A 23480-nucleotide genomic window follows, 5' to 3' on the forward strand; every position below is an offset into this window, starting at 1 on the left:
GAGAAAACGAATCAAGCAAATATTGGCTCTTAGTATTAAACCAGCTAAAAGAAAGAGGGCTAGAAGATGTATTAATATTCTCAACAGACAACCTTCCAGGATTTAGCCAAGCCATAGAAGCAGTATATCCAAAAGCCGAAATACAAAAATGTATAATCCATCAAATAAGAAACTCAACTAAATATGTATCCTACAAAGATATAAAAGAATTAATGAAAGACTTAAAAACAGTATACAAGGCACCAACAGAAGAACTAGCTTTAACAAACCTAGAAATATTTGAAGAAAAATGGGATAAAAAATACCCAATGTGTGTAAGCTCTTGGAAAAATAACTGGGCTTAAACTTCTCACATATTTCAAATACCCAGAAGGAATAAGAAAACTAATATATACAACAAACGCGATGGAAAACTTCAATAGACAACTAAGAAAAGTAACCAAAAATAAAACAATATTTCCAAATGACTACGCACTACAAAAAAGCCTATATTTAGCAATGGTAGATGCCTCAAGCAAATGGACAAGTAGAATTCGTGGCTGGGATCAAATCTTATCCCAATTATCAATATTTTTTGAAGGGAGGTTTTAAAAACAGGTAAAAAAACTATAAAATCAGCTGCAAATTTTCATGAAAATTTGACAGTTTATTAAGTTCGTATAAAATTAAGATAAGCTCCATTCCTATAGGAATGGACAGATATTGATACATAAAAAATTGTATCAACCCTTACCCTTTTTCAGGATTTGGTTGATACACAAAACTATTTACAGACCCTCTGTTGTGTCTGTTGTTATTTTTGTGTATGGTTTTTCTACTTTGAAGTTTCTTTTTATTTTGTTGTCTGATATTTTTCCTACCTGTCCTTTGTAGGATGAGTATTTTCTAGATTTTCGTGAATAGCTTTTTACTTGAAGTTTTAACTTTTGAACTAATCTTTGTACTTTCTTTTTGTTTATTATCAGTCCTGCTCTTTTTAACATGGCTGTTATTCTTCTGTAGCCATAGTTTGGATTGTCTTTTCTTATCTTAAGTATTTTCTTTTCTATCTCTATATCTTTATTTGGTATATTTAAGCGTTTTTGCCAATACATGTATGTTGATTTGGCAATATTAAAGTATTTTAACAAGTCTTTTAGTTTGTATTCACTTCTTAAGACTTCAATTGTTTCAGCAATTGTCTTATTTCTGTATCTGTCATTTGAGACAATTCTATCTTTTTTTTTATTGCATCATTTTCTAGTTGGAGCCAATAGTTTTTTTCTTCTAATTTCTTTATTTTTTCTTTTAGTTGTGCTTGTGTTAATGATTCATTTTCTAAATTAGTTATGTTTGCTGATGTTTCTATTTTAGTGTATTTTGATTTATTTGGGGATTTTGACATTTTTGAAGGTCTTCCTCTCTTTTTAGATTTCAGTCCTTCTATGCCTTTTTCTCTAAAGTCTATTACCCATCTTGCTATTATTGATGGGTTGTTTATCTTTAATTCATTTGCTAGGCTTTGATAGGACATTTCTCCTGTTAAATACAAGTTTACTACTTTTAACTTAAATTCCAAAGTATATTGTGTATTTTTTCTTTTTACTTTTAGTCCTTCATAGCCTAGCGACTTGTATGCATTTACCCGTCTTTTTACTATTTCCTGATGAGAAAGTTTATATTTTTCTGATAAAGATTTATATGAGATATTTGATCCTAAATATTCTTTTACTACTTTCATTTTGAATTCTGTACTATATTTTGCCATTTAAAAACTGACCTCCTTAAGTTAGTTTTTAGGTCTAACTTTTGGGGGTCAGTTCATTTTTCTTTGAAGTTTTATATAAAATATATAAATTATTATTTTAACTATTTATATTGGAAATAATAATTATCATATATTTTATTCTGCTTATAAGGAATAAGAATTTCCTTTAGGAATAAATCAAAAATAAGAAAGGCAGAATATTATTATTTGATAATTTAGTAAATTCTAAAATTAAGGATGTTTTTAAACAACACTAAAAAAATTTAGTCATTTTAAATATCAAAAATAAGATGTAGGTTTAGAAGACAAATCTTATTTAGTAAATATTTAAGTATATATTTTAGATTATATAGTAAAAATTTACTGATTTTTCTATTAAATACTCAATATATTTAAATAATCTGATGGTTGAAATAATATCTAAAAAATGATATAATTATTGTGAAAATTTTACTATTTTAATAAATAATATAATTCTAAATAATATATTTTTTACTATGAAATAAATTATATTATATTAAAAAATAATTCAATTATATTATTAAATATGGAGGATGATATATGAAAAAATTTATTAGTAAATATGGGCGTAATTTGTTAGTCGCGATAACTTTAGCATTAGTATTTGTGAGTTTTCGTGATTTTTTTATTCAGTTTTCAGAAAAAGATAAAGATGTAGCTTTATTTCCTAGCTTTTTAATTGCATCAAGTATAGTTTTATTATATGCTATACCAATTGCATTTTTAATATACTATTTAGTAAAAAAATTAAATGTTTCATGTAAAGTAGTTATGTTGAGCTTTATACTTGGATTTACATTGCCATTATATTTAGGAAGTCTAGGAAATTCCTTGATTTCAATGTTCTTATTTTTTATAAAAGCACCACAGACATTACTTGATGAGTGGGGAGCTGCTTTAACTGCTCCTTTTGCAGAAGAGATAGCTAAAGGTATAGTTGTACTTTTAGTATATTTATTGTGTAAAGGAATTTCATTGAAAGAAGCTTTTATATCTGGAATGATTTCAGGATTTGGATTTCAGGTTTTTGAAGATTGGGCATATATTTTTCAAAGTACTTTTGGGGAGACAAATAGTGGATTTACAATAGCTTTTGAGAGGGTTTCTAATGCCCTTGGTAGTCATATGGCTTTTGCAATAGTTTTTGGAGTTGGACTTATAGCTCTTATAAAAAAGAGTTCTGTAATTTCTAGACCTAAAGCTTTATGTTTTATTATAGCTCCAGTTATCTTGCATTTCATTTGGAATTCTCCACTTGAAGGTGATTGGGTATTTCTTTTGATTGGAAGTATAAATTTAAATCTTGCTTATTATGTATTTACAAATGTTAATAATTTAGATAATAATGATAAGCTACCTAGGAATGTGTTGGTTGAATAAAATTGCAATTTAATTACAATCAATAATATAAGTATTATATTTAAAATAATGATAGAAATAATAAAATGATTATTGATTATATATTAATAAATATATTTAATTAAGCAGATATCAATTTGATAAATGCTTATTCAAGAAACAGTAAATCAGATTAGTTTTACTGTTTTTTGTTGCTTAAAATTAACAAGATAGGGGAAGAAAATAGACATATTGTCAAAAATTAAATCTTTCAAAGACTATTTTATAAAGATAATAAATTTATAAAAGATTAATTATTAACTTAGCACATTTTAAAAACTATAAAATGAGTAAATCTAAGATAGTTAAATCTTGAAATAGTAAGTATTGATGATAAGATTTCTAAGTTAAGGTTAGATAATTATTAAGATAATAATTATCTAGCTTATCTTAGATAAAATATGGATGGAATTTTAATAATATAATGACTTACCAAAATATTGATTTTTAAATAGAATCTTGATTATTTGTAGAAGTTTTACTTTTAACTAAAATATTTGCCTCAAAGTATAAAACTTTCTGATTATTTTGGTTTGTGGTAAGATAAGATAAATTTACTATACCTTGCTTCTTTGTCTTAGATTTTCTCTTATCTAAAACTGTAAGAATAGACTTTAGTCTATCATTTGCATAAACAGGATTATACCATACAAGATTATTTAATCCAGCACCTGCAATCATTCCCTCTTCGTCTTTTTTTGTCTTAACCCACTTAGACCAAGAAAAGGCTAATGTAAAAAAACCTGATGCAATTATATCATTAAATCTGGTTTCTTTTGCACTATTTTTATTAAGGTGAAATGGCCTAGGGTCATATTTTTTTGCAAAGTCAATCATTTCATCAAAGTCTACTATTTCTTCATCTAGTAGATATTTATCACCTATTTTATAATCTTCAAAATACATAATAACTCCTTTTAACTCTTATAACATTATTATCCATTTATAGATAATTTAAACATTTATATAATAATTTGATTTTAGGGTATCTATATTTTTGTAAAGGAGATTTTATGAAATTACCAACATTATTTGTAGGTCATGGCTCACCTATGATCGCACTTGAAAACACAGAGATAACAAAGAATTTTAAAAAAATAGGAAATTATATAATAGATGAATATGAAAGGCCTAAGGCAATATTAGCTATATCTGCACATTGGTTTACAAGAGGGAATTTTACTCAAAATGAAGATAATCCTAGACAGATTTATGATATGTATGGATTTCCAAAAGAATTATATGAGGTCAAATACCATGTAAATGGAGACCATGTATTGACAGATAAGATTCTTAATCTTTTAAAAAATGATGATATAAAACTAAATCAACAATGGGGGATAGATCATGGTACTTGGACAGTTTTAGTTCATATGTTTCCAGAAGCTGATATTCCTGTTGTTCAATTATCAGTAAATGCTAGTATAGGAGAAAGAGAAGTATTTAAGATTGGAAAAAAATTAAAAGATTTAAGAGATGAAGGATATCTAATACTTGGAAGTGGAAATATTGTTCACAATCTTAGGTATGTTGATTGGGAAAAAAAAGATGCAAGTTTAGAAAATAGGGAGTTTGATAAGTTCATAGTAGAAAATGTCTTATCTAAAAACTTTGAGAATGTCATAAACTATGATAAAAACCCTTATTCATCCTATGCAGTCCCAAGCAAAGATCACTTTTATCCTCTTATTTATGTATTGGGAGCAAGTGATAATGATAAGGTAGAAGTTTTTAATCAAGTTGGAAGTTTAGCTTCTATTTCAATGACTTCTTTTATATTTAAATGATGATAAGTAAGACTTTTGTGCTTACTTTTTAAGTTCTCTTAATTAGTCAAGTAAAGGTATGAATTAATAATATATCAATATTTAATTATAAAAATATAAGAGTATTATACTATTGTAGATGTATTAAAATGATAAGCTTGAAAAGGTTTTATTTATATTTAAATTATAGTAAATAAAGGAGAAAATATGAAAGAATATGGAGTATTTGACATAATAGGACCTGTTATGATAGGTCCATCGTCATCTCATACTGCAGGAGCTGCAAGAATTGCTCAAGTAGCTATATCTATTGTGAAAAAAGGCTTCTATAGAGTGGACTTTCATTTACATGGCTCTTTTGCCAAAACTTATAAGGGTCATGGAACTGATAAGGCACTTTTGGCTGGTGTTTTAGGTTTTAAACCAAATGATAAAAGACTTAGGGATTCTTTTGCAATAGCTAAAAAAGAAGGTTTAGAATTTCACTTTATTAAAGATGACTTAGGCACTGTTCATCCAAATACAGCTAAGCTTGTATTTTATTATAAGGATGGAACTACATCATCTGTTACAGGATCATCAATTGGTGGTGGTAATATTGAAATTATTGAAATAAATGACGTATTAATCTCCTATAACGGAAAATTTCCTACAATTATACTTAAATATGGGGAACAGAAGGGTGTTATCTATGAAGTGTCTAAACTTCTTGCAACCAATAATTACAATATAGAAAGTATAAAGACCGTTAAACAAGATGAGGAAGTAACACTGATTATCGAGCTTAATGAAAGGCTTAAAAAAGATTTGATTGATAAAATTATAAATGATAAAAGATATGACTATGCAAACTATATAGAAGGGGTTAAATAATGTTTAGAAAGGCTAAAGACGTAATTAAAGAATGTGAGGAAAGAGGACTTCACATCCACGATTTAGTATTGGAAGAAGAATTAAAATCATCGCAAATTGACAAAGATGATATTTTAAATAAATTAAGAAAAATGTTTAAGGTAATGGAAAGATCAGCTCAAGGCAATCTAAATAATGAAACTAAGACCACTATGGGTATGATTGATGGATTTGCAAAAAAAATGAATGCATATTCTAAAGAAGGCAAGTCAATTACAGGTGATTTTATAACAGAAGCTATGGCTATGGCTTTTTCAACTCTTGAAATATCAGCCGCTATGGGTGAGATTGTTGCAAGCCCTACAGCAGGTTCTTCAGGTATTCTACCTGCGATTTTATATTCTTTAAAGAAGAGAGAAGGATTTTCAGATGAAAAAATTGTAGAAGCAATGCTTACAGCAATAGGTATAGGTAAAATGATTGGTTATTATGGATCATTTGCTGGAGCTGAAGGTGGTTGTCAGGCTGAAACTGGCTCAGGCTCTGCAATGGGAGCAGCAGCTGCATGCTATCTCTATGACCAATCTCCAGAAATATGTTTTCATGCTGCAAGTTTTGCTTTTCTTCATGTTTTAGGACTGGTTTGTGACCCCATAGCAGGACTTGTAGAGTATCCTTGTACTTTTAGAAACGCATCTGGTGTTGTAAATGCTTTTATTTCTGCTGATATGGCCATGGCAGGAATTACATCTATTGTACCATTTGATGAAGTTTGTAGGGCTGCTGGTGAAGTTGGATCAACACTTCCGGAAGCGTTAAGAGAAACAGGAATAGGTGGAATAGCAGGTACAGAAACAGGAAGAAGAATAAGAGAAAAATTCTTTGCACTTGGAAATGATGAATAAAAAATAAGACCTAGTTATATTTCTTACCTGTTACATTACTATATTAATAATATATTTTTGTAGACTTTATAGTACTAATATAAAATTATTCTAAATATCGATTGTGATTTTTAGAATTTAGAAATGAAGAAAAAAAGACAATTAGCTATATTAAAACTTTAAAAACAAGATCCAAATGTATAAAAATACCTTTTTCTTTATTAAATAATTAAATTTGTGGTATAAATAATAATAACTACTAATAAGAAGGGATTGTGTATGAAAATTAAATATATAAAAGCTTTAAAAGATAATTATATATGGGCTATAGAAAAAGCTAATGATATTATTATAATAGATCCAGGGGAAACAAGACCTGTTTTAGAATATATCAAAGGTAAAAATCTTGTAGGAATTTTAATAACTCACAAGCATATGGATCATATAGGTGGAGTTTCGAGCTTGAAAGAAAAATATAAGAACTCTATTGTAATAGGACCAATTGAAACTGAAGATTTAAACGATAAGACAGTAAAAGATGGGGACGAGTTTGAGCTTTTGGGATTTAAATTTAAGGTAATAAAGACAGATGGGCACACTGAAGAGCATATATCATATCTTACTGAAAATAACCTATTTTGTGGAGATACTATTTTTTCATCAGGCTGTGGCAGGGTATTTACTAAAAAATATGATAGATCATTTAATTCTGTTAAAAAAATTAAAAACCTAAGCATGGATACTCTAATATATCCTGCTCATGAATATACCATAGATTGTCTAAAATCATCAAAGAAAATTATAAAAGATAAAATTATTGATGATGCTATAAATGAAGCTCAAGAAAAAATTGATAAAGGACTTCCAAGCTTACCTACAAGTGTAGAAAAAGAATATCGTATTAATCCATTTTTTATGGCTAAAGATCTTAATGAGTTTAAAGAATATATTAGGATAAAGAATTAGTTAAGGATTTAAATAATGATTATGATAGTGAAGATATAAATATTTCTAAAATAATTATAAGTGGTAAAAATAAAAACAAAGCTAGTATTATTTTGATAAGGCCTTATTTTATATAAGAGCTATCAGGGGCTGTTGCAAAATGAATTAATCGTTGCAATATCATTTCAAGTCCCTCTACGACAATTTGGCCTCCATGAGCCGGCAGGCTATTCTCAAATTGTCTAGGAGTAACTTGAAATGATGCAACGATAGAAATTCATAATTTTGCAACAGCCCCTTTAACTTCTTGACTTAAATTATAAATTTATATATAATAAATTTAGGGAATGAAGTTCTCCCTAAGATTAATCTTAAACCGCATTATGCTGATGACTTCTGTCTATATAAGGGACAGGACTCATCAGTTTTTTTGTCCCAAAAGGAGGATATATTATGTTATTATCACTAGGCCTCATTATACTTATAGGTCTTTTTCTTGGGGAGATTTTAAAAAAATTAAAGCTTCCCTCTCTTATTGGAATGCTTCTTACAGGCATTATACTAGGAACTTTTGGACTAAACATACTAGACGATAAAATTCTTTTGATTTCAGAAGATTTAAGACAAATTGCTCTAATAATAATTTTATTAAAAGCAGGATTTTCCTTAGATATATCAGATTTAAAAAGGGTGGGAAAATCTGCCATTCTTTTATCTTTTCTACCTGCAAGCTTTGAAATTCTAGCTTATTTTTTATTTGCAAGATTATTTTTTAATATAAGTCCTATTGATTCGCTTTTAATGGGGTCAGTTCTTGCCGCAGTATCTCCTGCTGTTGTAGTACCTAGGATGGTTAAGTTAATAGAAGAAAAGAGGGGAGTAGGAAAGTCTATTCCACAAATGATTATGGCTGGCTCGTCTTGTGATGATATATTTGTTTTAGTTTTATTTTCGATTTTTCTATCTATGGCTAAGGGAGAAGGTACAAATTTCATATCTTTGCTAAATGTTCCTGTGTCTATTATTTTAGGAATATTACTTGGGTGTATAATAGGATATTTACTTGATAGGATATTTGAGTTTTTTTATAGTAGAGATTATCTAATAAGAAATTCTATTAAGTTACTTATATTTTTGGGTATTTCCTTTCTTCTAGTATCTTTTGAAAATATTTTGAAGGGAAAAATTCCAATATCTGGACTTTTGGCAATAATATCTATGGCAAGTTTTTATAGGCTTAAAGCAAAGGAAATTGTATCTAATAGGCTTTCAGAAAAGTTTGGAAAAATTTGGATTTTTGCAGAGATTCTTTTATTTGTTCTAGTAGGTGCAGAAGTTGATATAAGATATTTGTCAAATATTGGACTTTTAGGGATAGTTATGATATTTATTGCTCTTTTATTTAGATCTTTTGCTACTTTAATAGCTGTAAAAGATGCAAAACTTAATAAGAAAGAAAAGATATTTACTATTGTATCATATATGCCAAAGGCAACAGTTCAAGCGGCTATTGGTTCAATTCCCATGGCAAATGGACTATCATCTGGAAATGTAATTTTGTCTATTGCAGTCTTAGGTATTTTAATAACAGCACCTTTAGGAGCAATATTTATTGATAATCTTTATAATAAGTTATTGGATTAATTATAGTCTAAATAAAAAACTCGTATAAATCATTGGATTGCTTATACGAGTTTTTATATTTGAGAGAAATCTTTGCCTAGTATTTTATTTAAAAATTTTACATATGTATTTTCTTAAATTTATATCTATTGAATCTTAATATATCATTATAGATAACTTTTTATCTATTTTTTTAATATACAACAACTATAGGTTTTTATTAGTAAGAATACTACATTTATTATATTAAATAAGTTTTTTTCTTAATTGCTTTCTATATGAAAAAATATCTGTTTTTCTAAAATTTTTTATTAGATATAAATTAATAGACTTATCTATATAAATATATTATTTTTAGTATATAATAGAATTGTATAATTATATAAGAGTGAGATAGAAGGTGCAAAATGAAAGAAATTGAATTTAGTAAAATTAAATTAGAAAATGGCGAAATAATGGCTTATAGACATGTTGGTAAAGGAGACAATGTGCTTATTCTTGTACATGGTTTTCAATCTTCATCTAGTTTTTTTGAAGATTTGCTAGAATCATTTGATCAAGATATAAATGTCTATGCACCTGATTTGATAGGTTATGGAGACTCAACATATAAAATTAAACATAAAGAGATGAAAGATTGGGCTTTTGATTTATATTATTTTTTAAATGCTTTAAAGATTAATAGGATAAGTCTTGCAGGTTGGTCTTTGGGAGGATTAGTCTGTATGGATTTTGCAGGATTATACCCAGATTTTGTTAAAAATCTTATCTTAATAGCATCTGTTGGAAATGAAGGTTTTATTATGCCTGATAAGAAAGAAAAAAAAGATGATCACTTTAAATTAAAGCTTCCAAACTTTTTAAAAGATTTTAGCTTAAAGCATGATGAATCTTTTACTATTCCAATTTTAAATGGGATAAAGGATAAGGATATTGACTTTTTTAAAGACCTTTTAAGTCAAACTATATTTAATGTTAATGATCCTGATCCTAATGATTTAAGAAAAATGGCAGAAGACTTTATAAAACAAAAATGTTTTCTAGAAGCCTTGCTTGCCATGGTTAAATATGATAATACTAAAAATGGTTCTGGTTTGATTAATAATATTATCATGCCAACAACTTGGATGCATGGGGATAAGGATATGGTTATTCCGATTGATAATGCTTATAAAAGTATAGAAAATTTTCCAAAAAAAGTTAATTTTATAGAGTTTAAAGATTCAGGTCATGCGATTTTTGTTGATGAAAAGGACAAATTTTTATTATCTTTATATAAAATTTTGGGAAAAGAGAATAAAAATAATTGACGAATTTTAAAATTAAGAATTCTATCTTTGCATAATACTCTAATATAATTATCTATTTTGCTTTGATAGATATGGGTAATAAATGGTTGTATTTTATTATAATCTATATTAGGATTTTTTAATGTAAAAGATTAGTAGCTAATTAATAATTTCATTTATCTTATATATTTTGATTAAGCTCTTATCATTCAATTTACTTAATGGTGTATAAAGTTTTATTTATAATAATTCTTATATTTAATTTATAAATAAAAATATTTTAATTGACTTTAGTAAAAAGTTTTCATATAATAGATCTTATGAATGTAAGCGATTACATTTTATTTTTTAAAATTAGGAGGTTAGTATGGAACTTGCTATTGGAATAGCACTTATTATTTCCTATATAGGTCTTGCGATTTATGCGGCAAGAGGAGGAAACCTAATGACTGGATTTTTTGTTATGGCAGTTATTTGGCTATTCTTTTGTATCTTAGGTGGTAAGCTTACTTGGGAAGATGGAATGAAAGATATTTTACAAGGTGGACCCGAATCATGGGGTGCCACAGCAGTTAATGTAATTTTTGGTTCTTGGTTTGGGAAAATCCTTGTTGATACAGGAATTGCATCAAAACTTATAAAATCTGTAACAGAGCTTGGTGGAGATGATCCTTTTATAGTTACTCTTTTACTTTCTATTGTTACAGGAATAATTTTCACAGCAACATTTGGAGCAGGAGCTGTAGTTGCTATAGGGGTAATTGTTTTACCTATATTATTATCACTAGGTGTACCTAAGTATTTAGCAGTAACTTCATATTTGATGAGTGTTGCAAGTGGTATGTATTTAAATCCTGTTTTATTTTCACAAATGCAAGCAATTTTTGAAGATATGACTTATAATAGTGAATATTTAAATTGGGCTTTTATTGCCATGGCTGTTCAACTTATAATTATTGGAATTATGCTTTTTGTTCATATGAAAGTTTTAAATAAAACAAAAAGAAGAAAATCTTGGGATCTTAATTTAAATGAAGAAAATGTGTCTTTAGATAATGTACCAGCTATAGCATTAATAACACCAATTATACCTACAACCTTATCAATAGCATTTTCGTGGGCATCTATTCCTGCTTTTATTGTAGGTTCAGTATTTGGTTTAGGAGTTTGTGGTAAATTAAAAGGTGGTTGGAATAATATTTCAAGAGTAGTATCCCAAACATTTTATGATGGGGTAATAGATGTAGCAAGCCTTTTAGGTTTCTTATTTATTCTACCTATGTTTAATAAAATAAGTGGTGTAGCAGCACCTTTCTTCGATCCTATTTTAGGAGATTTATTGCCAAAAACTACTTTGGGTTTAACAATTGCTTTTGTAGTAATTGCCCCTTTGGGATTATTTAGAGGACCACTTACAATATTTGGTGCTGGTGCTGCAACTGTGGGTGTACTTTCACAACTTGGATCATATTCTACACCATTTTTATTTACTCTTATGTACGTACCAACTATAGCAATGAACCTTGCAGCTTGTCCTACTCAATCTTGGAATTTATGGGCTTTAAATTACAGTAAGGTTAGTGTAAAAAGTTTTATGAAAACTGGAGTTGTATGGGCATGGCTTATATCAGCCATTAATTTATTCTTAGTTTTCGTATTTTTTGGATCATAGGAGGTATTATGTCAAGAAAAATTCGCGTAGGTATAGATGTTGGCGGAACAAATACGAAGGCAGTAGCCATTGATAATGAAACATATGAAATAGTCGGAGTAGGAATTATACCAACAACTCACGATCATGAACTTGGTGTAAGCCAAGGGGTAATAGATTCGTTTAAAAAATGTTTAACTGAAAATAATATTTCACCAGATGAGGTTACATTTATTGCACACTCAACTACTCAAGCTACAAATGCTCTTGTAGAAGGTGATGTTGCAAAAGTTGGAGTAATAGCTGTATCAGATGGTGGAATTGTTGGATTTTTATCAAAAATTCAAGCTAAAATTAAAGATATAGATCTTGATGAAGAGGGTAAAAGAAAGATAACTACTGCTTTTAGATATATCAATAAAAAAAATTTTAATGAAAAAAATATATCAGATGCGATTGATAGTCTTATAAGTGAAGGATGTGGGGTTATAGCAGCTAGTAAAACTTTTGGTGTTGATGATATAGAAGAAGAACTTTTAATCAAAAAGATTGGCAAAGAAAAGAATATTGAAGTATGTGCTGCATCTGAAATTTCAAAATTATATGGTCTTACAAGAAGGACAAGAACTGCAGTTATAAACGGTTCAATTCTTCCTAGAATGATTCAAACAGCAAATTCAACTGAATCTGCCGTTAAATCTGCTGGCATTAAGGCACCTCTTATGATAATGAGAGGTGATGGTGGAGTAATGGATATAGAAGAAATGAGAAATAGACCAGTTCTTACTATGCTTTCAGGCCCTGCCGCATCTACAGTAGGTGCTTTGATGTATCTTAAGGTTTCAAATGGTATATTTTTTGAAGTAGGTGGCACAACAACGGATATTGGAGTTATAAAAAATGGTAGACCTATGATAGATTATGCGGTTGTAGGTGGACAAAGAACGATGGTAAATTCTATGGACGTTCATACAGTAGGAGTTGCTGGAGGTTCTATGATTAGGGCAAATAATGGTAAAATTATAAAAGTAGGGCCTAGATCATGCCATATTGCAAATCTTGAATATGTTGTTTTTAATAAACCAGATTTATTCGATGGTGCAAAAATCAAGCAAATATCTCCAATAAAAAATGATCCAGAAGATTATATAGTTATTACTGCAAATAATGGCAAGGACTATGCATTAACAACTACTTGTGCAGCAAATGCCTTGGGAATTATAGAAGAAGGAGACTACTCATTTGGTTATGTAGAAAGTGCAAAAAAATGTTTTAATCTTCTAGGGGAATTCTTAAATATGTCTGGAAAAGATGCAGCCCAAGCTGTTCTTGATGATGCGGCCAATACAACTAATGAAGTTATTTATGAGCTAATGGATAAGTATAAAGTTGAAAAATCACAAACTACCATAGTAGGAGGTGGAGGAGGGGCAAAGGTGCTCCTACCAAATGCTAGCCGTAAGATGGATGTTAAATATAAATTAGCTGATAAGGCAGAGATAATTTCATCAATAGGGGTTGCACTTGCAATGGTAAGAGATGTTGTGGAAAGGGTAATACCACAACCAACTAATGATGATATAAGATTATTAAGAAATGAGGCAACAGATCAAGTAATAAAATCTGGTGCTACAGCTGAATCTGTAGAAATACAAATTGAAATTGACCAACAAACTTCAAAGGTTCGTGCTATAGCAACAGGATCTACAGAAATCGCAACTCAAGAACTATCAAAACATATAAGTGATGATGAGGCAAAAGAATTAGTAATAGATAGTTTTTCTGATACTAAGGGTGAGATAAAACTTGAAGCTAAAAATGATTATTTTAGAGTTTATACAAAAGAAGTAAATGGTAAGTCAGAGCTTAGGGCTATTGATAATAAAGGTTTTATAAAACTACAACGAGCTGATGCAAAGGCTTTAAAAACTTCTAGTGCAAGTATAAGATCTCTTGCAGATAAAATTTGGGAAAATTTATCAGTATTTAAATCAGATATTAAGCTAAACCCAGATCTTTATTTGTGTATTGGTGCAAAAATAGCAGATTTTGAAGGACTTACAAGTTTAGAACAGTTAAATATGTTGATAGATTCAGAACTATCAGTAAGGGATACAAATGAAGAGGTAATCTTAATTGGAGCTAAAAATGATTTATAATGGATATAATAAAAGATATTTTACTAATAGATGATAAAACTTTTGCATTATTTTTATTAGATCAAGATTTCTTATCAAGAAAAATTAAAAATAAAAAGGAAATCATAAGAAAATCCATGGAATGTGGGTTTTCTTTTGCTAATAAATATAAGAGTTATAGTATTAAAGATCTGTTAGAAAGATTTAATCTAAAAGTAGTTGAAGATTGTGGAAGTGAAAATTTTTCCTATTATGAGTTAGCCTTTTTTGAGAAACCTAACCAAATTCATCTATGCAAAAACAATATTAAAAAGGTAGAAGATAAGATTATATCTTTAGGCTTAAATATTAATGTAGAGGATATTGTGCTTGCTCATGAAATATTTCATAAAATAGAACAGGAAAATAAGTATGTATATACTGATAGTATTTATATTGAAAGTTTTAAACTTGGTCCCATTAAGAAAAAAAATAAATTAAAATCATCAAGTGAGATAGGTGCAATGGCATTTTCAAAAGAATTTTTATCACTTTCTTTTAATCCAGTACTGATAGATTATTTTCTTTCCTTAGCATTTAATAAAGAAAATGTATTCTTAAAAAAAATTAATTATTACAGGAGTAAGAATGAAAGTTAAATATGATATTTTAAAAAATACTATAAAATTAGCCCTATTAAAAAATTGTGTATCAGAAGAAGATGCTGAAATAATGGCTAAAGTTCATGCAGATTCAACACTAATAGGAGTAAATTCACATGGTTTAAATAGGATTCCTAGACTTATTAATTTTATAAATGATGGTTTAATTAATATAAATGGAAAACTCAAACTCATTAAAAAATTTGGAGCTATAGAAAATTATGATGCAAACTTGGGTTTTGGAGTTATAAATTCTATAAAAGCTTCTAAAAGAGCTGCAGAACTAGCAATAGAAAATGGAATAGGAATGGTTAGCGTTAAAAACTCCACTCATTGGATGAGAGCTGGAACTTATGGTGAGCTTATAGCAGAAAGAGGGATGATTGCTTTATGCTTTACTAATACTGAATCACTTATGCCTTTATGGGGTTCGGATGAAAAATCCATAGGAAATAACCCAATGTGTATAGCAATACCATCAAAAAGTGGAAATATAATCCTTGATATGGCTATAAGCCAATATTCATATGGTAAACTTGATTCGTCAAAAATAAAAAATGAGTATCTTCCATATCCTGGTGGCTTTGATAGTGAAGGCAATCTAACTAATGATCCTAATAAAATCATTGAATCTCAAAGACTTCTTCCAATAGGTTATTGGAAAGGCTCAGGTCTAAGTTTATGTCTTGACGCTATGGCATCATTGTTATCAACCGGAAAGTCAACCTACGATATGGATGAAGACAAAGCTTTTAACTGTACAGGATGTTCCCAAATATTTATTGCTATGAATCCAGAAGTTTTCTCCACTGAGCAAGAAAATGAAAAAGTAATCGAGAAAATAAAACAAAAAGTTCACTCTGTAAGAACTCTTGAAGAAAATTCATCTGTACGTTTTCCTGGGGAAGGAAGCATAAAAAGAAAAGATAAGAATCTAAAAGAAGGAATTGAAGTTGATGACTTCTACTATGAGAAAGTTAAATCTTTTATAAATGTTTAATTTAGGAATTTTAATTTACCTATTGATAATAAATCTTTTTTCTATAAATTTAACTTGCTATGATAAAATAGCTTCAAAAAAAATAAAAAGAAAAAGAATTAAGGAAAGCAAGCTTTTAACAATAGCTTTTTTAGGTGGAGCTTTAAGTATGTATATTTTAATGAGACTAATTCATCATAAAACAAAGCATAAAAATTTTATGATACTTCTTCCTATATTTACGCTTATACATTTATTTATAATATTGATATTAAAAACCAATCATATATTATAAATAATATCATTATGGATAAAAAACATTACAGATATTTGAACTTATTTTGCCAAAAAGTTAAATAAGCCTGTGAGAGAAAGAACATTTACTCGAATTTAGTCCGATTAAATATATTCTAGATTAATTCTTGCAGGTATTTTTAACTATCATAAATAAAAATATTTTATTATATCAAATTGCTTATAATTATAAATTTTTAACTAATAAAGCTGTCTTTGTAGTTATGGCTTCTTATGTAGTTTATTTCAAAAGAAGAACATGTAATATCAAGATTATTTTTTAATTTGATTCAGTTAAGATAGGAATTATGGCTAAAAATTCATATATGAAAGTAAATTTTAATACCAAGAAGTACTAGAAATTATTTAGAAAAGTTTGGAGAAGATTGTATAAAAGAATTTTACAAAAAATAGATGGGGTATACTTAGAGCAGTTATTATTAAACCCAAAATACTTCTAAAGGATGAGCCATTCTCCAAACTTGATCCAATTTCTAGAAATCAATTACAAGATTTGGTTAAAGATATTCATAAGGAGCTTTCCTTAACAACTATATTTGTAACTCATGATATGGATGGAAATAGGGGACTCAAATCTATATATAATCCTAATTTAGATGTTAAGACTATGGAGCCATCTTTAAAATATCAGGCAATTTAAAGTGGAGAGGTTAATTTAATTGAAATTTATTCGACAGATTCTGAGATTATTTCACACAACCTAGTTTTACTAGAAGATAACTTAAATCTTTTTCCACCTTATCAGGCAATAGCCTTTATGAGGGAGGATACATCAAAAAAACATCCTGATTTAGTTAAATCTTTGGAAAAGCTTTCATATAAAATCACAAATGAACAGATGCAGGAGATGAATTATAGAGTTGATGTAAAAAGAGAAAGAGCAAGTGATGTCTCAAAAGAATTTTTAGAGGAAAATAATATTTTAGATTAGCGGGTTTTAGTCCCGCTTTTTATTATTAATAGGGTATAAAAATAGATAAGAAGGAGTTTATATGATAGAATATGTAGATTTATATGATAATTTTAGAAATAAAACAGGAGATATTATTGAAAGAAGACAGAGGGTTCCAAATGGTTTATATAGACTTATAATCCATGTTTGTATATTTGATTCAAATGGTAAGATGTTAATTCAACAAAGAAGCTCTAATAAAAGTTCTTGGGCGAATATGTGGGATTTGACCATATCAGGTGCAGTATCAAGCGGAGAAACATCTCAAATCGCAGCAAATAGAGAACTCTTTGAAGAACTTGGGGTAGAATATGATTTCTCAAAAGATTATCCAAACCTTTCAGTTAAGACTAGGTTTAGAATAGATGATATATTTATAATAAATAATATGAAACTTGGACTTGATAGTCTGATTTTACAAAAAGAAGAAGTAAAGGATGCTTCATTTAAAACTCTTGATGAAATTCTTAGTTTGATAGATAAAAAAGAATTTGTACCTTATCAAAAAGATTACATAAAACTTTTGTTTTACTTAAAGGACAATAATAATTTATTTGATATGCGATAATATTTATCATTTCTCCTAAAAGTAGTATAATAAAATTAAAGTATAGTAAATTACTATAGATTAAAATAGAGGAGGAAAGATGAAAGATAGTAAAGTTATTTTAGTTGGTGATGGTGCAGTTGGCTCATCATTTGCTTATGCCTCTACAATTCTCGGTATAGGAAGAGAATTGGGAATTATAGATATAAATGAGAAAAAGGCAGAAGGAGATGCGATGGATCTTTCAGATGTCTTATCTTTTACTAATCCAAAACAAATATATAAGGCTGATTACTCTGATTGTGAGGATGCTGAAGTTGTTGTAATAACAGCTGGTATGCCACAAAAACAAGGGGAGACTAGGCTTGATTTAATAGAAAAAAACCTTAAAATCTTTAAGGATATGATAGGACAAATTGTAGATAGTGGTTTTGATGGAATCTTTTTAGTAGCATCAAATCCTGTAGATGTCCTAACCTATGCAACATGGAAATATTCAGGTTTTCCTGCAAATAAGGTTATAGGAACAGGTACAACCCTAGATTCATCAAGGTTTAAAAAAGAAATAGCTTCTCTTATAGGAATAGACCCTAGAAGTGTTGACGCTTTTATTATGGGAGAGCATGGAGATAGCGAATTTGCAGTATGGTCCCACACAAATGTTGGTGGTCTTCCTTTATATGAATGGGTTAAAAACCACTCAGACACTGATGAAGAAGCCCTATTAAATACATTTGATAAGGTTAAAAATGCAGCTTATGAAATAATAGATAAAAAGGGAGCTACATTTTATGGTATAGGAATGGCTTTAGCAAGACTAGTAGAAGCTATTATAAATGATACTAATAGTGTATTTTCAACTTCATCATACTTAAATGGGGAATATGGGCTTAAGGATATTTTCATAGGTGTACCGAGTGTTATTGGAAAAGATGGAGTGAAATGGGTTATTGAAGTACCTCTTACAGATACTGAAAACGAAAGAATGCAAAAAAGTGCTGAAATTCTTAAAGATATAATAAATAAATCAAAGCTGTAAAATAATCCTAGGTTTTAAAGCCTAGGTTTTTCTGTAGTAAGATTAAAAGGAGATTGTAATTATGAATATAAAAAAAATAAAGGATATGGAAGAAATTTTAGTTAGCCACAGAAAGATCATTGATGATTTTAATGATGCTTTAGATAAATTCAAAGAAAGTCAAAAATATTATGAAAAACTTAGTAATTACTACTCATCTAGTGCCTATATGGATGATTTAGAAGAGTCAAACCAAACTGAAATTTCTCCTAATATAAGTCAGGGTATCTATTCTGAAGACTTAGTATTTGACTTAATTGGAGACAATTATCAAACAGCAGTAAAAATGCTTGAGATTGGACTTGACATTATTAAAAAACATTAAAATAAAAATCCAAAAATTTACAAAATTAAAGTATACCAATTAAAATTCAATAATATTAATTTATTAGAACTGAACGCTATCCTACATTATTTAGGAGGTATAATTTTGTTTTTGATTGATTTTTTTCTCTATTATAATAATATATAGTCATATATTCCTTGTGAGAACCCATAAAAATATAGATTTATAATAGAATTCATTCTTTAATCTTGAAAATTAAGAGCTAAGTTTTATTAACTTTTCTCTTTAAGATTAATTAAATTTTTTATCTTATGGCTATTATCATTTTTCATTCTTGCTTTTTCAATCTTACAGACTTAATCAAGTTGCCTATAATTATATTAGGCGTCATTAATAATTTTTACTTGGAACTTAAATTAATGTTCTTGACATACATTAAAATCTCATGTATATTAAGTTCTTCAAACTATGCTCTAATCTAAAAATCTTATAAAAGCTCCCTTCCTAGACTCATTTAAGGGTTTACATTTCTATATAGTTTTATCCAATTTTTTGAACCCATAACTATATTTTATTAAAATACCCTCCTTACTGCTTATACAGTAAAGAGGGTATACATCGAAATAGAGTAACTTTTAGTAACTCTTTGGTTTTTTTATTTTTTCTTATAAGCTTTTATTATAGCTGATACCATAACTATTGACATAATAGCTTCAGGTAATCCATTTGTAATAATTGCTCCAAATATAGTACTTCTTGCTAGATCAGTTGAAATTCCTAAGGAAGTAACATATTTTTCTGCATAAAATAGGTATATAAAACCCATTACAAAAAGTGTATTGGTCATAGTGCCAACAAATGATGTTATTGCTACTGAAAGGTTAGAATTTTTATTTTTAAAGGTTAAATATAGCATAATCATGGCTATTATTTCAAAAATAATAGATAAAACTATTTGTAAGATATTAGCCTTATTACTAATGTTACTGTAAACTAAGTAAAATAAAAAAACTGTAAGTAATATCCATAATCCTAAGGATACGTATCTTATATTTGAAGTTTTCTTATTTTTTAAATATCTAAAAGTAAGTCCTGCAAAAACACCTATTAATATTCTTGGAAAGATTGATATTAAAGGATTATAAAATACAAAAGATATAGGACCTGGTCTTAACATAGCGTTGGCAAGTGAAGATAGACCGAAAATAAGTCCGACTAGTCCTCCAACCACTGGACCTTCTAATATTGCTGCTATAATTACTGGTATGTGCATGGTAGTTATATTGATTAAACCAAGGGGGATATATCCCATAGGAGTCAATCCTAAAACTATAGTAATAGCTCCTAACATAGACACAGTAACCATTTGTCTTGTTTTTTCTTTGTTATTCATTTTTACCTCCTGATGCAACTTCTTTTATGAATGTCGCTCAATTTAATAATATTATATACCTATTTTATAAAAAGTAAAAAAATAATAAAAATTCGAAAATAATTATAGGAGAATAAAAGAGGATAAAGTTCAAATTATTTATTTACAAGATAATTTTTAAAAATCAAATTCTTTGTTAGTAAATTTTTCGCATTGTTATTAAAATTTGTATGATTTTTATGTATTATAGAAATTAATAAAGCGTGGATTTTTGAAATCCACGCTTTAGACACCTTATAGATGTTTTTAAATATTCTATGGTGCGCCATCAGGGATTCGAACCCTGGACACCCTGATTAAGAGTCAGGTGCTCTACCAACTGAGCTAATGGCACTAACTTGCTGACTTAATTATAATACCATGAAATTATAATTAAGTCAACACTTTAAAAAAATTATTTAGAAATAGCCCAAATCTTTAAAATTTGGCCAGAAATATCATCAAAAGACCAGGTAATATTAGTATTTTTTATAGAATTTGGATCATTTATTAAGAATTTATCACCATCATATGAATCTATTACTAAAATATGACCACTTGTTGTGAAATATCCTGGAGTTACCGAAACTATTAGGGGCCCTTTATCCAAGGCTTTTATTAAATCATCCTTATTATTAGCAATTTCATTTATACTTAACTTATATTTATTGGCTTCATGGGAAAAAAACTCCCAAGCAATACCATTTTCTGTCATAAATTCATTGGCATCATTTGCTATTGTTTTTGGGTTTATAGAATCATCATCTATGAATCTTCTTATAGCCATAGACATAGAAGTTGGACCACAGCCAGCTATAGCTATGCAAGTATCAGATAAATTATTATAGGCCCATCTATTATCCCATTGAAGAAAAAATGGCGTTTTTCTATTTAACTTTATACTTTCTCCATCTTTCATCTTAAAATCAGTCTTATTATTGTGCCTATTGTAAATAAATTCTCCAGTGTCAGTATCATTTCCAACGAGCCTTTGCTCAATTTCATCAATTTTATCGAAATTTTCATATATCCAATTTAGTTTAAGGTCATTTTTCATATTTTCTTTAAGATAATTCTTTAGCTCTGTATAATCACTAGACTTGATTTTTGGTTTATATTCTTCATCTTGATAAGTTATATTTAAAATATCAGATTTAGCATTTGTATCATAATTTATGTATTTTTTTGTAATATATTCAATATCTTTTAAGGTAGTAGGTAAGTCTTTATCATCTATAGATTTTTTATTTTTTCCACATCCAGTAAGACTTAAACTTAAAAGAATTAAAACTAATATTTTTGTCATAATCCACCTTTATCCTCATATAATTATAGCAGAAATTTATAAAATAATTTAAATCAAATAAGTATTTTTAAAATTTTGATAAAATAAAAAATCAACTTACCTTTACCTAACATCAATAAGAGAAAAAAATTAAAGGATAATGTAAGTCAGTTATGACTGTAAAGAACTTAATCTATTTAACTTGTTTTGAAAATATATTTTAAGTATTCATATTATAAAATAGGAACTTTACTGGAAATGATTAAATTATACAAATTTAAACTTGAAAATTCTAATACATTAAATAGTTTATAAGTGTAAAAATTAATATGCTATTTTAATTATTGTTTGAGTACCTATATTAAGAAAAAGATGTGAATAATAAAGCAATCGAAAAACTTTTAGCTTTGTTCAATAGTTATATGTAAGGGCAAGAAAGAGTTAAGTTTTTCTTTTATATTACAAAAAGTATTAAAAAGAGAGTTAAATAATTAAGCGAGAAGTTACAAACTCTTTATTTTATCCTTAATAAATCGTGTGACATTTTGTCTATTTTTAATTTTTGGATATTGCCACAAATGGCTAAATATGCTACAATAAGTAAAGGATGTTTACTTGGGACCCATCCTAAAAAATATCAAGGGGGTATATATGTCAAATCAAACATATAATTTTAAAGATACAAATTTTTTAGTTAAGTCATCTGCTATAGCTGCCATTTATGCAGTTATAACTCTAATATATCCGGCACTAGCATATGGACCTATACAGCTGAGATTTAGTGAAATCTTGGTACTTTTAGTTTTTTATAATAAAAGATTTATACTTGGTCTTGTCTTAGGATGCTTTTTGGCAAACCTTGCTTCGGATATGGTCGTTTTTGATCTTATTTTTGGTACACTTGCATCATATTTAGCGTTTTCATTGATTAGAAAGCAAAATAATTTATTTATTGCTTCATTATTTCCAGTGCTTTTTATGTTTATACCTGCCATAGGAACCTACATATTACTTGACTCATCAACTGCATTTTTTATAATTCTAATTCAGTTTATGATATCTGAGTTTATAGTGGTAAGTATAATAGGTGTAATTATTTTTAAGATCTTGGAAAAAAATGAAGGTCTTATGAAAATAATTAAAAATTTTTAAAAAAAAGAGTTATTGTAAAATGAACTAATTGTTAAATATCATATAAGCAATGATAGACAAAATAATTCATTATATTGCAATAACTCTTTTAAAATTTTTATTTTTCTTCTTTTTTGTTTTCGTTTTTAGCTTTCTTTTCTCTATACTCATCTTTTGTAAGGATATCAACGATTTCAGCTTTAACTGCTTTTACATTAATTCCTGTAAGATTATTTACTTCTTTCTTTATATTTCTATCTAATGAAGCAAATACTTCTTGAGCTTTTTTACCATATTCAATAATGATTTTAGTATTTACTACTGCATTTTTAGCATCATCAACGTCGATTGTAATGCCTGCTGTATTTTCTCCATCAGAAAAATTATCAGCAAATGAACTTAGGATATTGCCCCTAAGTGCTAATACTCCATCTGTATTGTTTAAAACTTTTTTGGCAATTTTAGCTATTACATTATCATTAATTTTGTATTCACTTACTTCATTGGCAAATTCGCTTTGTACTTGATTTTTTTCTGTCAT

Annotated in this window: 22 protein-coding genes, 1 tRNA gene, 2 pseudogenes and 1 riboswitch; of the genes and pseudogenes, 18 read left to right on the top strand and 7 right to left on the bottom strand. The window is 28.0% G+C overall.

Annotated features, from left to right (window positions below):
- Positions 1-591 (top strand): annotated as a pseudogene (locus HV819_RS11920) (IS256 family transposase); the annotation flags it as partial.
- A gap of 176 nt (positions 592-767) precedes the next feature.
- Here HV819_RS11920 and HV819_RS00010 read toward each other — a convergent pair.
- Positions 768-1130, bottom strand: a complete 363-nt coding sequence (locus HV819_RS00010; protein ID WP_176269237.1) for an IS3 family transposase — start codon at positions 1128-1130, stop codon at positions 768-770.
- Positions 1131-1153: 23 nt separating this feature from the next.
- Positions 1154-1747, bottom strand: a complete 594-nt coding sequence (locus tag HV819_RS00015; RefSeq protein ID WP_176269238.1) for a helix-turn-helix domain-containing protein — start codon at positions 1745-1747, stop codon at positions 1154-1156.
- Positions 1748-2308: 561 nt separating this feature from the next.
- On the opposite strand from HV819_RS00015, the gene HV819_RS00020 reads away from it, so the two are divergent.
- Positions 2309-3148, top strand: coding sequence for a PrsW family intramembrane metalloprotease (locus HV819_RS00020; RefSeq protein ID WP_176269239.1), 840 nt, complete (start codon positions 2309-2311; stop codon positions 3146-3148).
- A 465-nt stretch (positions 3149-3613) separates the two neighbouring features.
- Here the strand turns inward: HV819_RS00020 and HV819_RS00025 are convergent, their stop codons facing one another.
- The gene (locus HV819_RS00025) at positions 3614-4072 is read right to left on the bottom strand and encodes a MaoC/PaaZ C-terminal domain-containing protein (RefSeq protein ID WP_154538946.1); all 459 of its coding nucleotides are present in this window, start codon (positions 4070-4072) and stop codon (positions 3614-3616) included.
- A gap of 107 nt (positions 4073-4179) precedes the next feature.
- Here HV819_RS00025 and HV819_RS00030 point away from each other — a divergent pair, with 107 nt between their 5' ends.
- The 15 genes and pseudogenes from HV819_RS00030 (at position 4180) to HV819_RS00100 (ending at position 19151) form a co-directional block, all read left to right on the top strand.
- Positions 4180-4953 carry a DODA-type extradiol aromatic ring-opening family dioxygenase gene (locus HV819_RS00030; protein WP_176269240.1) on the top strand — a complete coding sequence of 258 codons (774 nt, stop codon included), beginning with the start codon at positions 4180-4182 and terminating at the stop codon, positions 4951-4953.
- 186 nt (positions 4954-5139) lie between these two features.
- On the top strand, positions 5140-5805 hold the full coding sequence (sdaAB, locus tag HV819_RS00035) for an L-serine ammonia-lyase, iron-sulfur-dependent subunit beta (protein ID WP_176269241.1): 666 nt from the start codon (positions 5140-5142) through the stop codon (positions 5803-5805).
- Positions 5805-6689 carry an L-serine ammonia-lyase, iron-sulfur-dependent, subunit alpha gene (sdaAA, locus tag HV819_RS00040; RefSeq protein WP_176269242.1) on the top strand — a complete coding sequence of 295 codons (885 nt, stop codon included), beginning with the start codon at positions 5805-5807 and terminating at the stop codon, positions 6687-6689. Before sdaAB ends, sdaAA begins: the two co-directional genes overlap by 1 nt.
- 258 nt (positions 6690-6947) lie before the next feature.
- The gene (gene gloB, locus HV819_RS00045) at positions 6948-7634 is read left to right on the top strand and encodes a hydroxyacylglutathione hydrolase (protein ID WP_176269243.1); all 687 of its coding nucleotides are present in this window, start codon (positions 6948-6950) and stop codon (positions 7632-7634) included.
- Positions 7635-7947: 313 nt separating this feature from the next.
- A riboswitch (Fluoride riboswitch) is annotated at positions 7948-8019 on the top strand.
- 47 nt (positions 8020-8066) lie between these two features.
- Positions 8067-9257 carry a cation:proton antiporter gene (locus tag HV819_RS00050; RefSeq protein WP_154538942.1) on the top strand — a complete coding sequence of 397 codons (1191 nt, stop codon included), beginning with the start codon at positions 8067-8069 and terminating at the stop codon, positions 9255-9257.
- 386 nt (positions 9258-9643) lie between these two features.
- On the top strand, positions 9644-10546 hold the full coding sequence (locus HV819_RS00055) for an alpha/beta fold hydrolase (RefSeq protein WP_176269244.1): 903 nt from the start codon (positions 9644-9646) through the stop codon (positions 10544-10546).
- A 346-nt stretch (positions 10547-10892) separates the two neighbouring features.
- Complete coding sequence (locus tag HV819_RS00060; RefSeq protein ID WP_176269245.1) at positions 10893-12197, top strand: citrate transporter; 1305 nt, start codon at positions 10893-10895, stop codon at positions 12195-12197.
- 8 nt (positions 12198-12205) lie between these two features.
- A complete protein-coding gene (locus HV819_RS00065; RefSeq protein WP_176269246.1) occupies positions 12206-14335 on the top strand; it encodes a hydantoinase/oxoprolinase family protein in 2130 nt (709 codons plus the stop codon).
- The gene (locus HV819_RS00070; RefSeq protein ID WP_176269247.1) at positions 14335-14952 is read left to right on the top strand and encodes a hypothetical protein; all 618 of its coding nucleotides are present in this window, start codon (positions 14335-14337) and stop codon (positions 14950-14952) included. Before HV819_RS00065 ends, HV819_RS00070 begins: the two co-directional genes overlap by 1 nt.
- Positions 14942-15955: a 3-dehydro-L-gulonate 2-dehydrogenase gene (yiaK, locus tag HV819_RS00075; protein ID WP_154538937.1), complete on the top strand. Its 1014-nt coding sequence runs from the start codon at positions 14942-14944 to the stop codon at positions 15953-15955. Before HV819_RS00070 ends, yiaK begins: the two co-directional genes overlap by 11 nt.
- Positions 15948-16229, top strand: coding sequence for a DUF1294 domain-containing protein (locus HV819_RS00080; RefSeq protein WP_154538936.1), 282 nt, complete (start codon positions 15948-15950; stop codon positions 16227-16229). The genes yiaK and HV819_RS00080 overlap by 8 nt, the downstream gene beginning before the upstream one ends.
- Positions 16230-16904: 675 nt before the next feature.
- Positions 16905-17180: pseudogene (locus HV819_RS00085) on the top strand (glycine betaine ABC transporter substrate-binding protein); the annotation flags it as partial.
- Positions 17181-17241: 61 nt separating this feature from the next.
- A complete protein-coding gene (locus HV819_RS00090; RefSeq protein WP_176269248.1) occupies positions 17242-17769 on the top strand; it encodes an NUDIX hydrolase in 528 nt (175 codons plus the stop codon).
- A gap of 79 nt (positions 17770-17848) precedes the next feature.
- The gene (locus tag HV819_RS00095) at positions 17849-18787 is read left to right on the top strand and encodes an L-lactate dehydrogenase (RefSeq protein ID WP_154538934.1); all 939 of its coding nucleotides are present in this window, start codon (positions 17849-17851) and stop codon (positions 18785-18787) included.
- A 61-nt stretch (positions 18788-18848) separates the two neighbouring features.
- Positions 18849-19151 (top strand): DUF4298 domain-containing protein, encoded by a 303-nt coding sequence (locus HV819_RS00100; RefSeq protein WP_154538933.1) that lies wholly within the window; start codon positions 18849-18851, stop codon positions 19149-19151.
- Between the two features lie 616 nt (positions 19152-19767).
- Here HV819_RS00100 and HV819_RS00105 read toward each other — a convergent pair.
- The 3 genes from HV819_RS00105 to HV819_RS00115 all read right to left on the bottom strand — a co-directional run bounded on the left by HV819_RS00105 (position 19768) and on the right by HV819_RS00115 (position 21829).
- Complete coding sequence (locus tag HV819_RS00105) at positions 19768-20505, bottom strand: ECF transporter S component (RefSeq protein ID WP_176269249.1); 738 nt, start codon at positions 20503-20505, stop codon at positions 19768-19770.
- 297 nt (positions 20506-20802) lie between these two features.
- A tRNA-Lys gene (locus HV819_RS00110) sits at positions 20803-20878 on the bottom strand.
- Between the two features lie 60 nt (positions 20879-20938).
- Positions 20939-21829, bottom strand: a complete 891-nt coding sequence (locus HV819_RS00115) for a C39 family peptidase (protein ID WP_176269250.1) — start codon at positions 21827-21829, stop codon at positions 20939-20941.
- Positions 21830-22459: 630 nt separating this feature from the next.
- On the opposite strand from HV819_RS00115, the gene HV819_RS00120 reads away from it, so the two are divergent.
- On the top strand, positions 22460-22960 hold the full coding sequence (locus HV819_RS00120; protein ID WP_176269251.1) for a QueT transporter family protein: 501 nt from the start codon (positions 22460-22462) through the stop codon (positions 22958-22960).
- A gap of 97 nt (positions 22961-23057) precedes the next feature.
- On the opposite strand, the gene HV819_RS00125 is transcribed toward HV819_RS00120, so the two are convergent.
- Entirely contained in the window at positions 23058-23480 is a 423-nt protein-coding gene (locus HV819_RS00125) for an Asp23/Gls24 family envelope stress response protein (RefSeq protein WP_176269252.1), read from the bottom strand.

The sequence above is a fragment of the Anaerococcus faecalis genome, assembly GCF_013371425.1.
Taxonomy (GTDB): Bacteria; Bacillota; Clostridia; order Tissierellales; family Peptoniphilaceae; genus Anaerococcus; species Anaerococcus porci.

What these genes read in the sequence shown, in the direction of transcription:
- HV819_RS00120 (WP_176269251.1), top strand. Translation starts at nt 22,460, where the DNA reads ATGTCAAATCAAACATATAATTTTAAAGATACAAATTTTTTAGTTAAG.
- sdaAA (WP_176269242.1), top strand. Translation starts at nt 5,805, where the DNA reads ATGTTTAGAAAGGCTAAAGACGTAATTAAAGAATGTGAGGAAAGAGGA.
- HV819_RS00065 (WP_176269246.1), top strand. Translation starts at nt 12,206, where the DNA reads ATGTCAAGAAAAATTCGCGTAGGTATAGATGTTGGCGGAACAAATACG.
- HV819_RS00090 (WP_176269248.1), top strand. Translation starts at nt 17,242, where the DNA reads ATGATAGAATATGTAGATTTATATGATAATTTTAGAAATAAAACAGGA.
- HV819_RS00055 (WP_176269244.1), top strand. Translation starts at nt 9,644, where the DNA reads ATGAAAGAAATTGAATTTAGTAAAATTAAATTAGAAAATGGCGAAATA.
- gloB (WP_176269243.1), top strand. Translation starts at nt 6,948, where the DNA reads ATGAAAATTAAATATATAAAAGCTTTAAAAGATAATTATATATGGGCT.
- HV819_RS00125 (WP_176269252.1), bottom strand. Translation starts at nt 23,480, where the DNA reads ATGACAGAAAAAAATCAAGTACAAAGCGAATTTGCCAATGAAGTAAGT.
- HV819_RS00070 (WP_176269247.1), top strand. Translation starts at nt 14,335, where the DNA reads ATGGATATAATAAAAGATATTTTACTAATAGATGATAAAACTTTTGCA.
- yiaK (WP_154538937.1), top strand. Translation starts at nt 14,942, where the DNA reads ATGAAAGTTAAATATGATATTTTAAAAAATACTATAAAATTAGCCCTA.
- HV819_RS00030 (WP_176269240.1), top strand. Translation starts at nt 4,180, where the DNA reads ATGAAATTACCAACATTATTTGTAGGTCATGGCTCACCTATGATCGCA.
- HV819_RS00080 (WP_154538936.1), top strand. Translation starts at nt 15,948, where the DNA reads ATGTTTAATTTAGGAATTTTAATTTACCTATTGATAATAAATCTTTTT.
- HV819_RS00050 (WP_154538942.1), top strand. Translation starts at nt 8,067, where the DNA reads ATGTTATTATCACTAGGCCTCATTATACTTATAGGTCTTTTTCTTGGG.
- HV819_RS00060 (WP_176269245.1), top strand. Translation starts at nt 10,893, where the DNA reads ATGGAACTTGCTATTGGAATAGCACTTATTATTTCCTATATAGGTCTT.
- HV819_RS00115 (WP_176269250.1), bottom strand. Translation starts at nt 21,829, where the DNA reads ATGACAAAAATATTAGTTTTAATTCTTTTAAGTTTAAGTCTTACTGGA.
- HV819_RS00105 (WP_176269249.1), bottom strand. Translation starts at nt 20,505, where the DNA reads ATGAATAACAAAGAAAAAACAAGACAAATGGTTACTGTGTCTATGTTA.
- HV819_RS00025 (WP_154538946.1), bottom strand. Translation starts at nt 4,072, where the DNA reads ATGTATTTTGAAGATTATAAAATAGGTGATAAATATCTACTAGATGAA.
- HV819_RS00095 (WP_154538934.1), top strand. Translation starts at nt 17,849, where the DNA reads ATGAAAGATAGTAAAGTTATTTTAGTTGGTGATGGTGCAGTTGGCTCA.
- HV819_RS00015 (WP_176269238.1), bottom strand. Translation starts at nt 1,747, where the DNA reads ATGGCAAAATATAGTACAGAATTCAAAATGAAAGTAGTAAAAGAATAT.
- HV819_RS00020 (WP_176269239.1), top strand. Translation starts at nt 2,309, where the DNA reads ATGAAAAAATTTATTAGTAAATATGGGCGTAATTTGTTAGTCGCGATA.
- sdaAB (WP_176269241.1), top strand. Translation starts at nt 5,140, where the DNA reads ATGAAAGAATATGGAGTATTTGACATAATAGGACCTGTTATGATAGGT.
- HV819_RS00100 (WP_154538933.1), top strand. Translation starts at nt 18,849, where the DNA reads ATGAATATAAAAAAAATAAAGGATATGGAAGAAATTTTAGTTAGCCAC.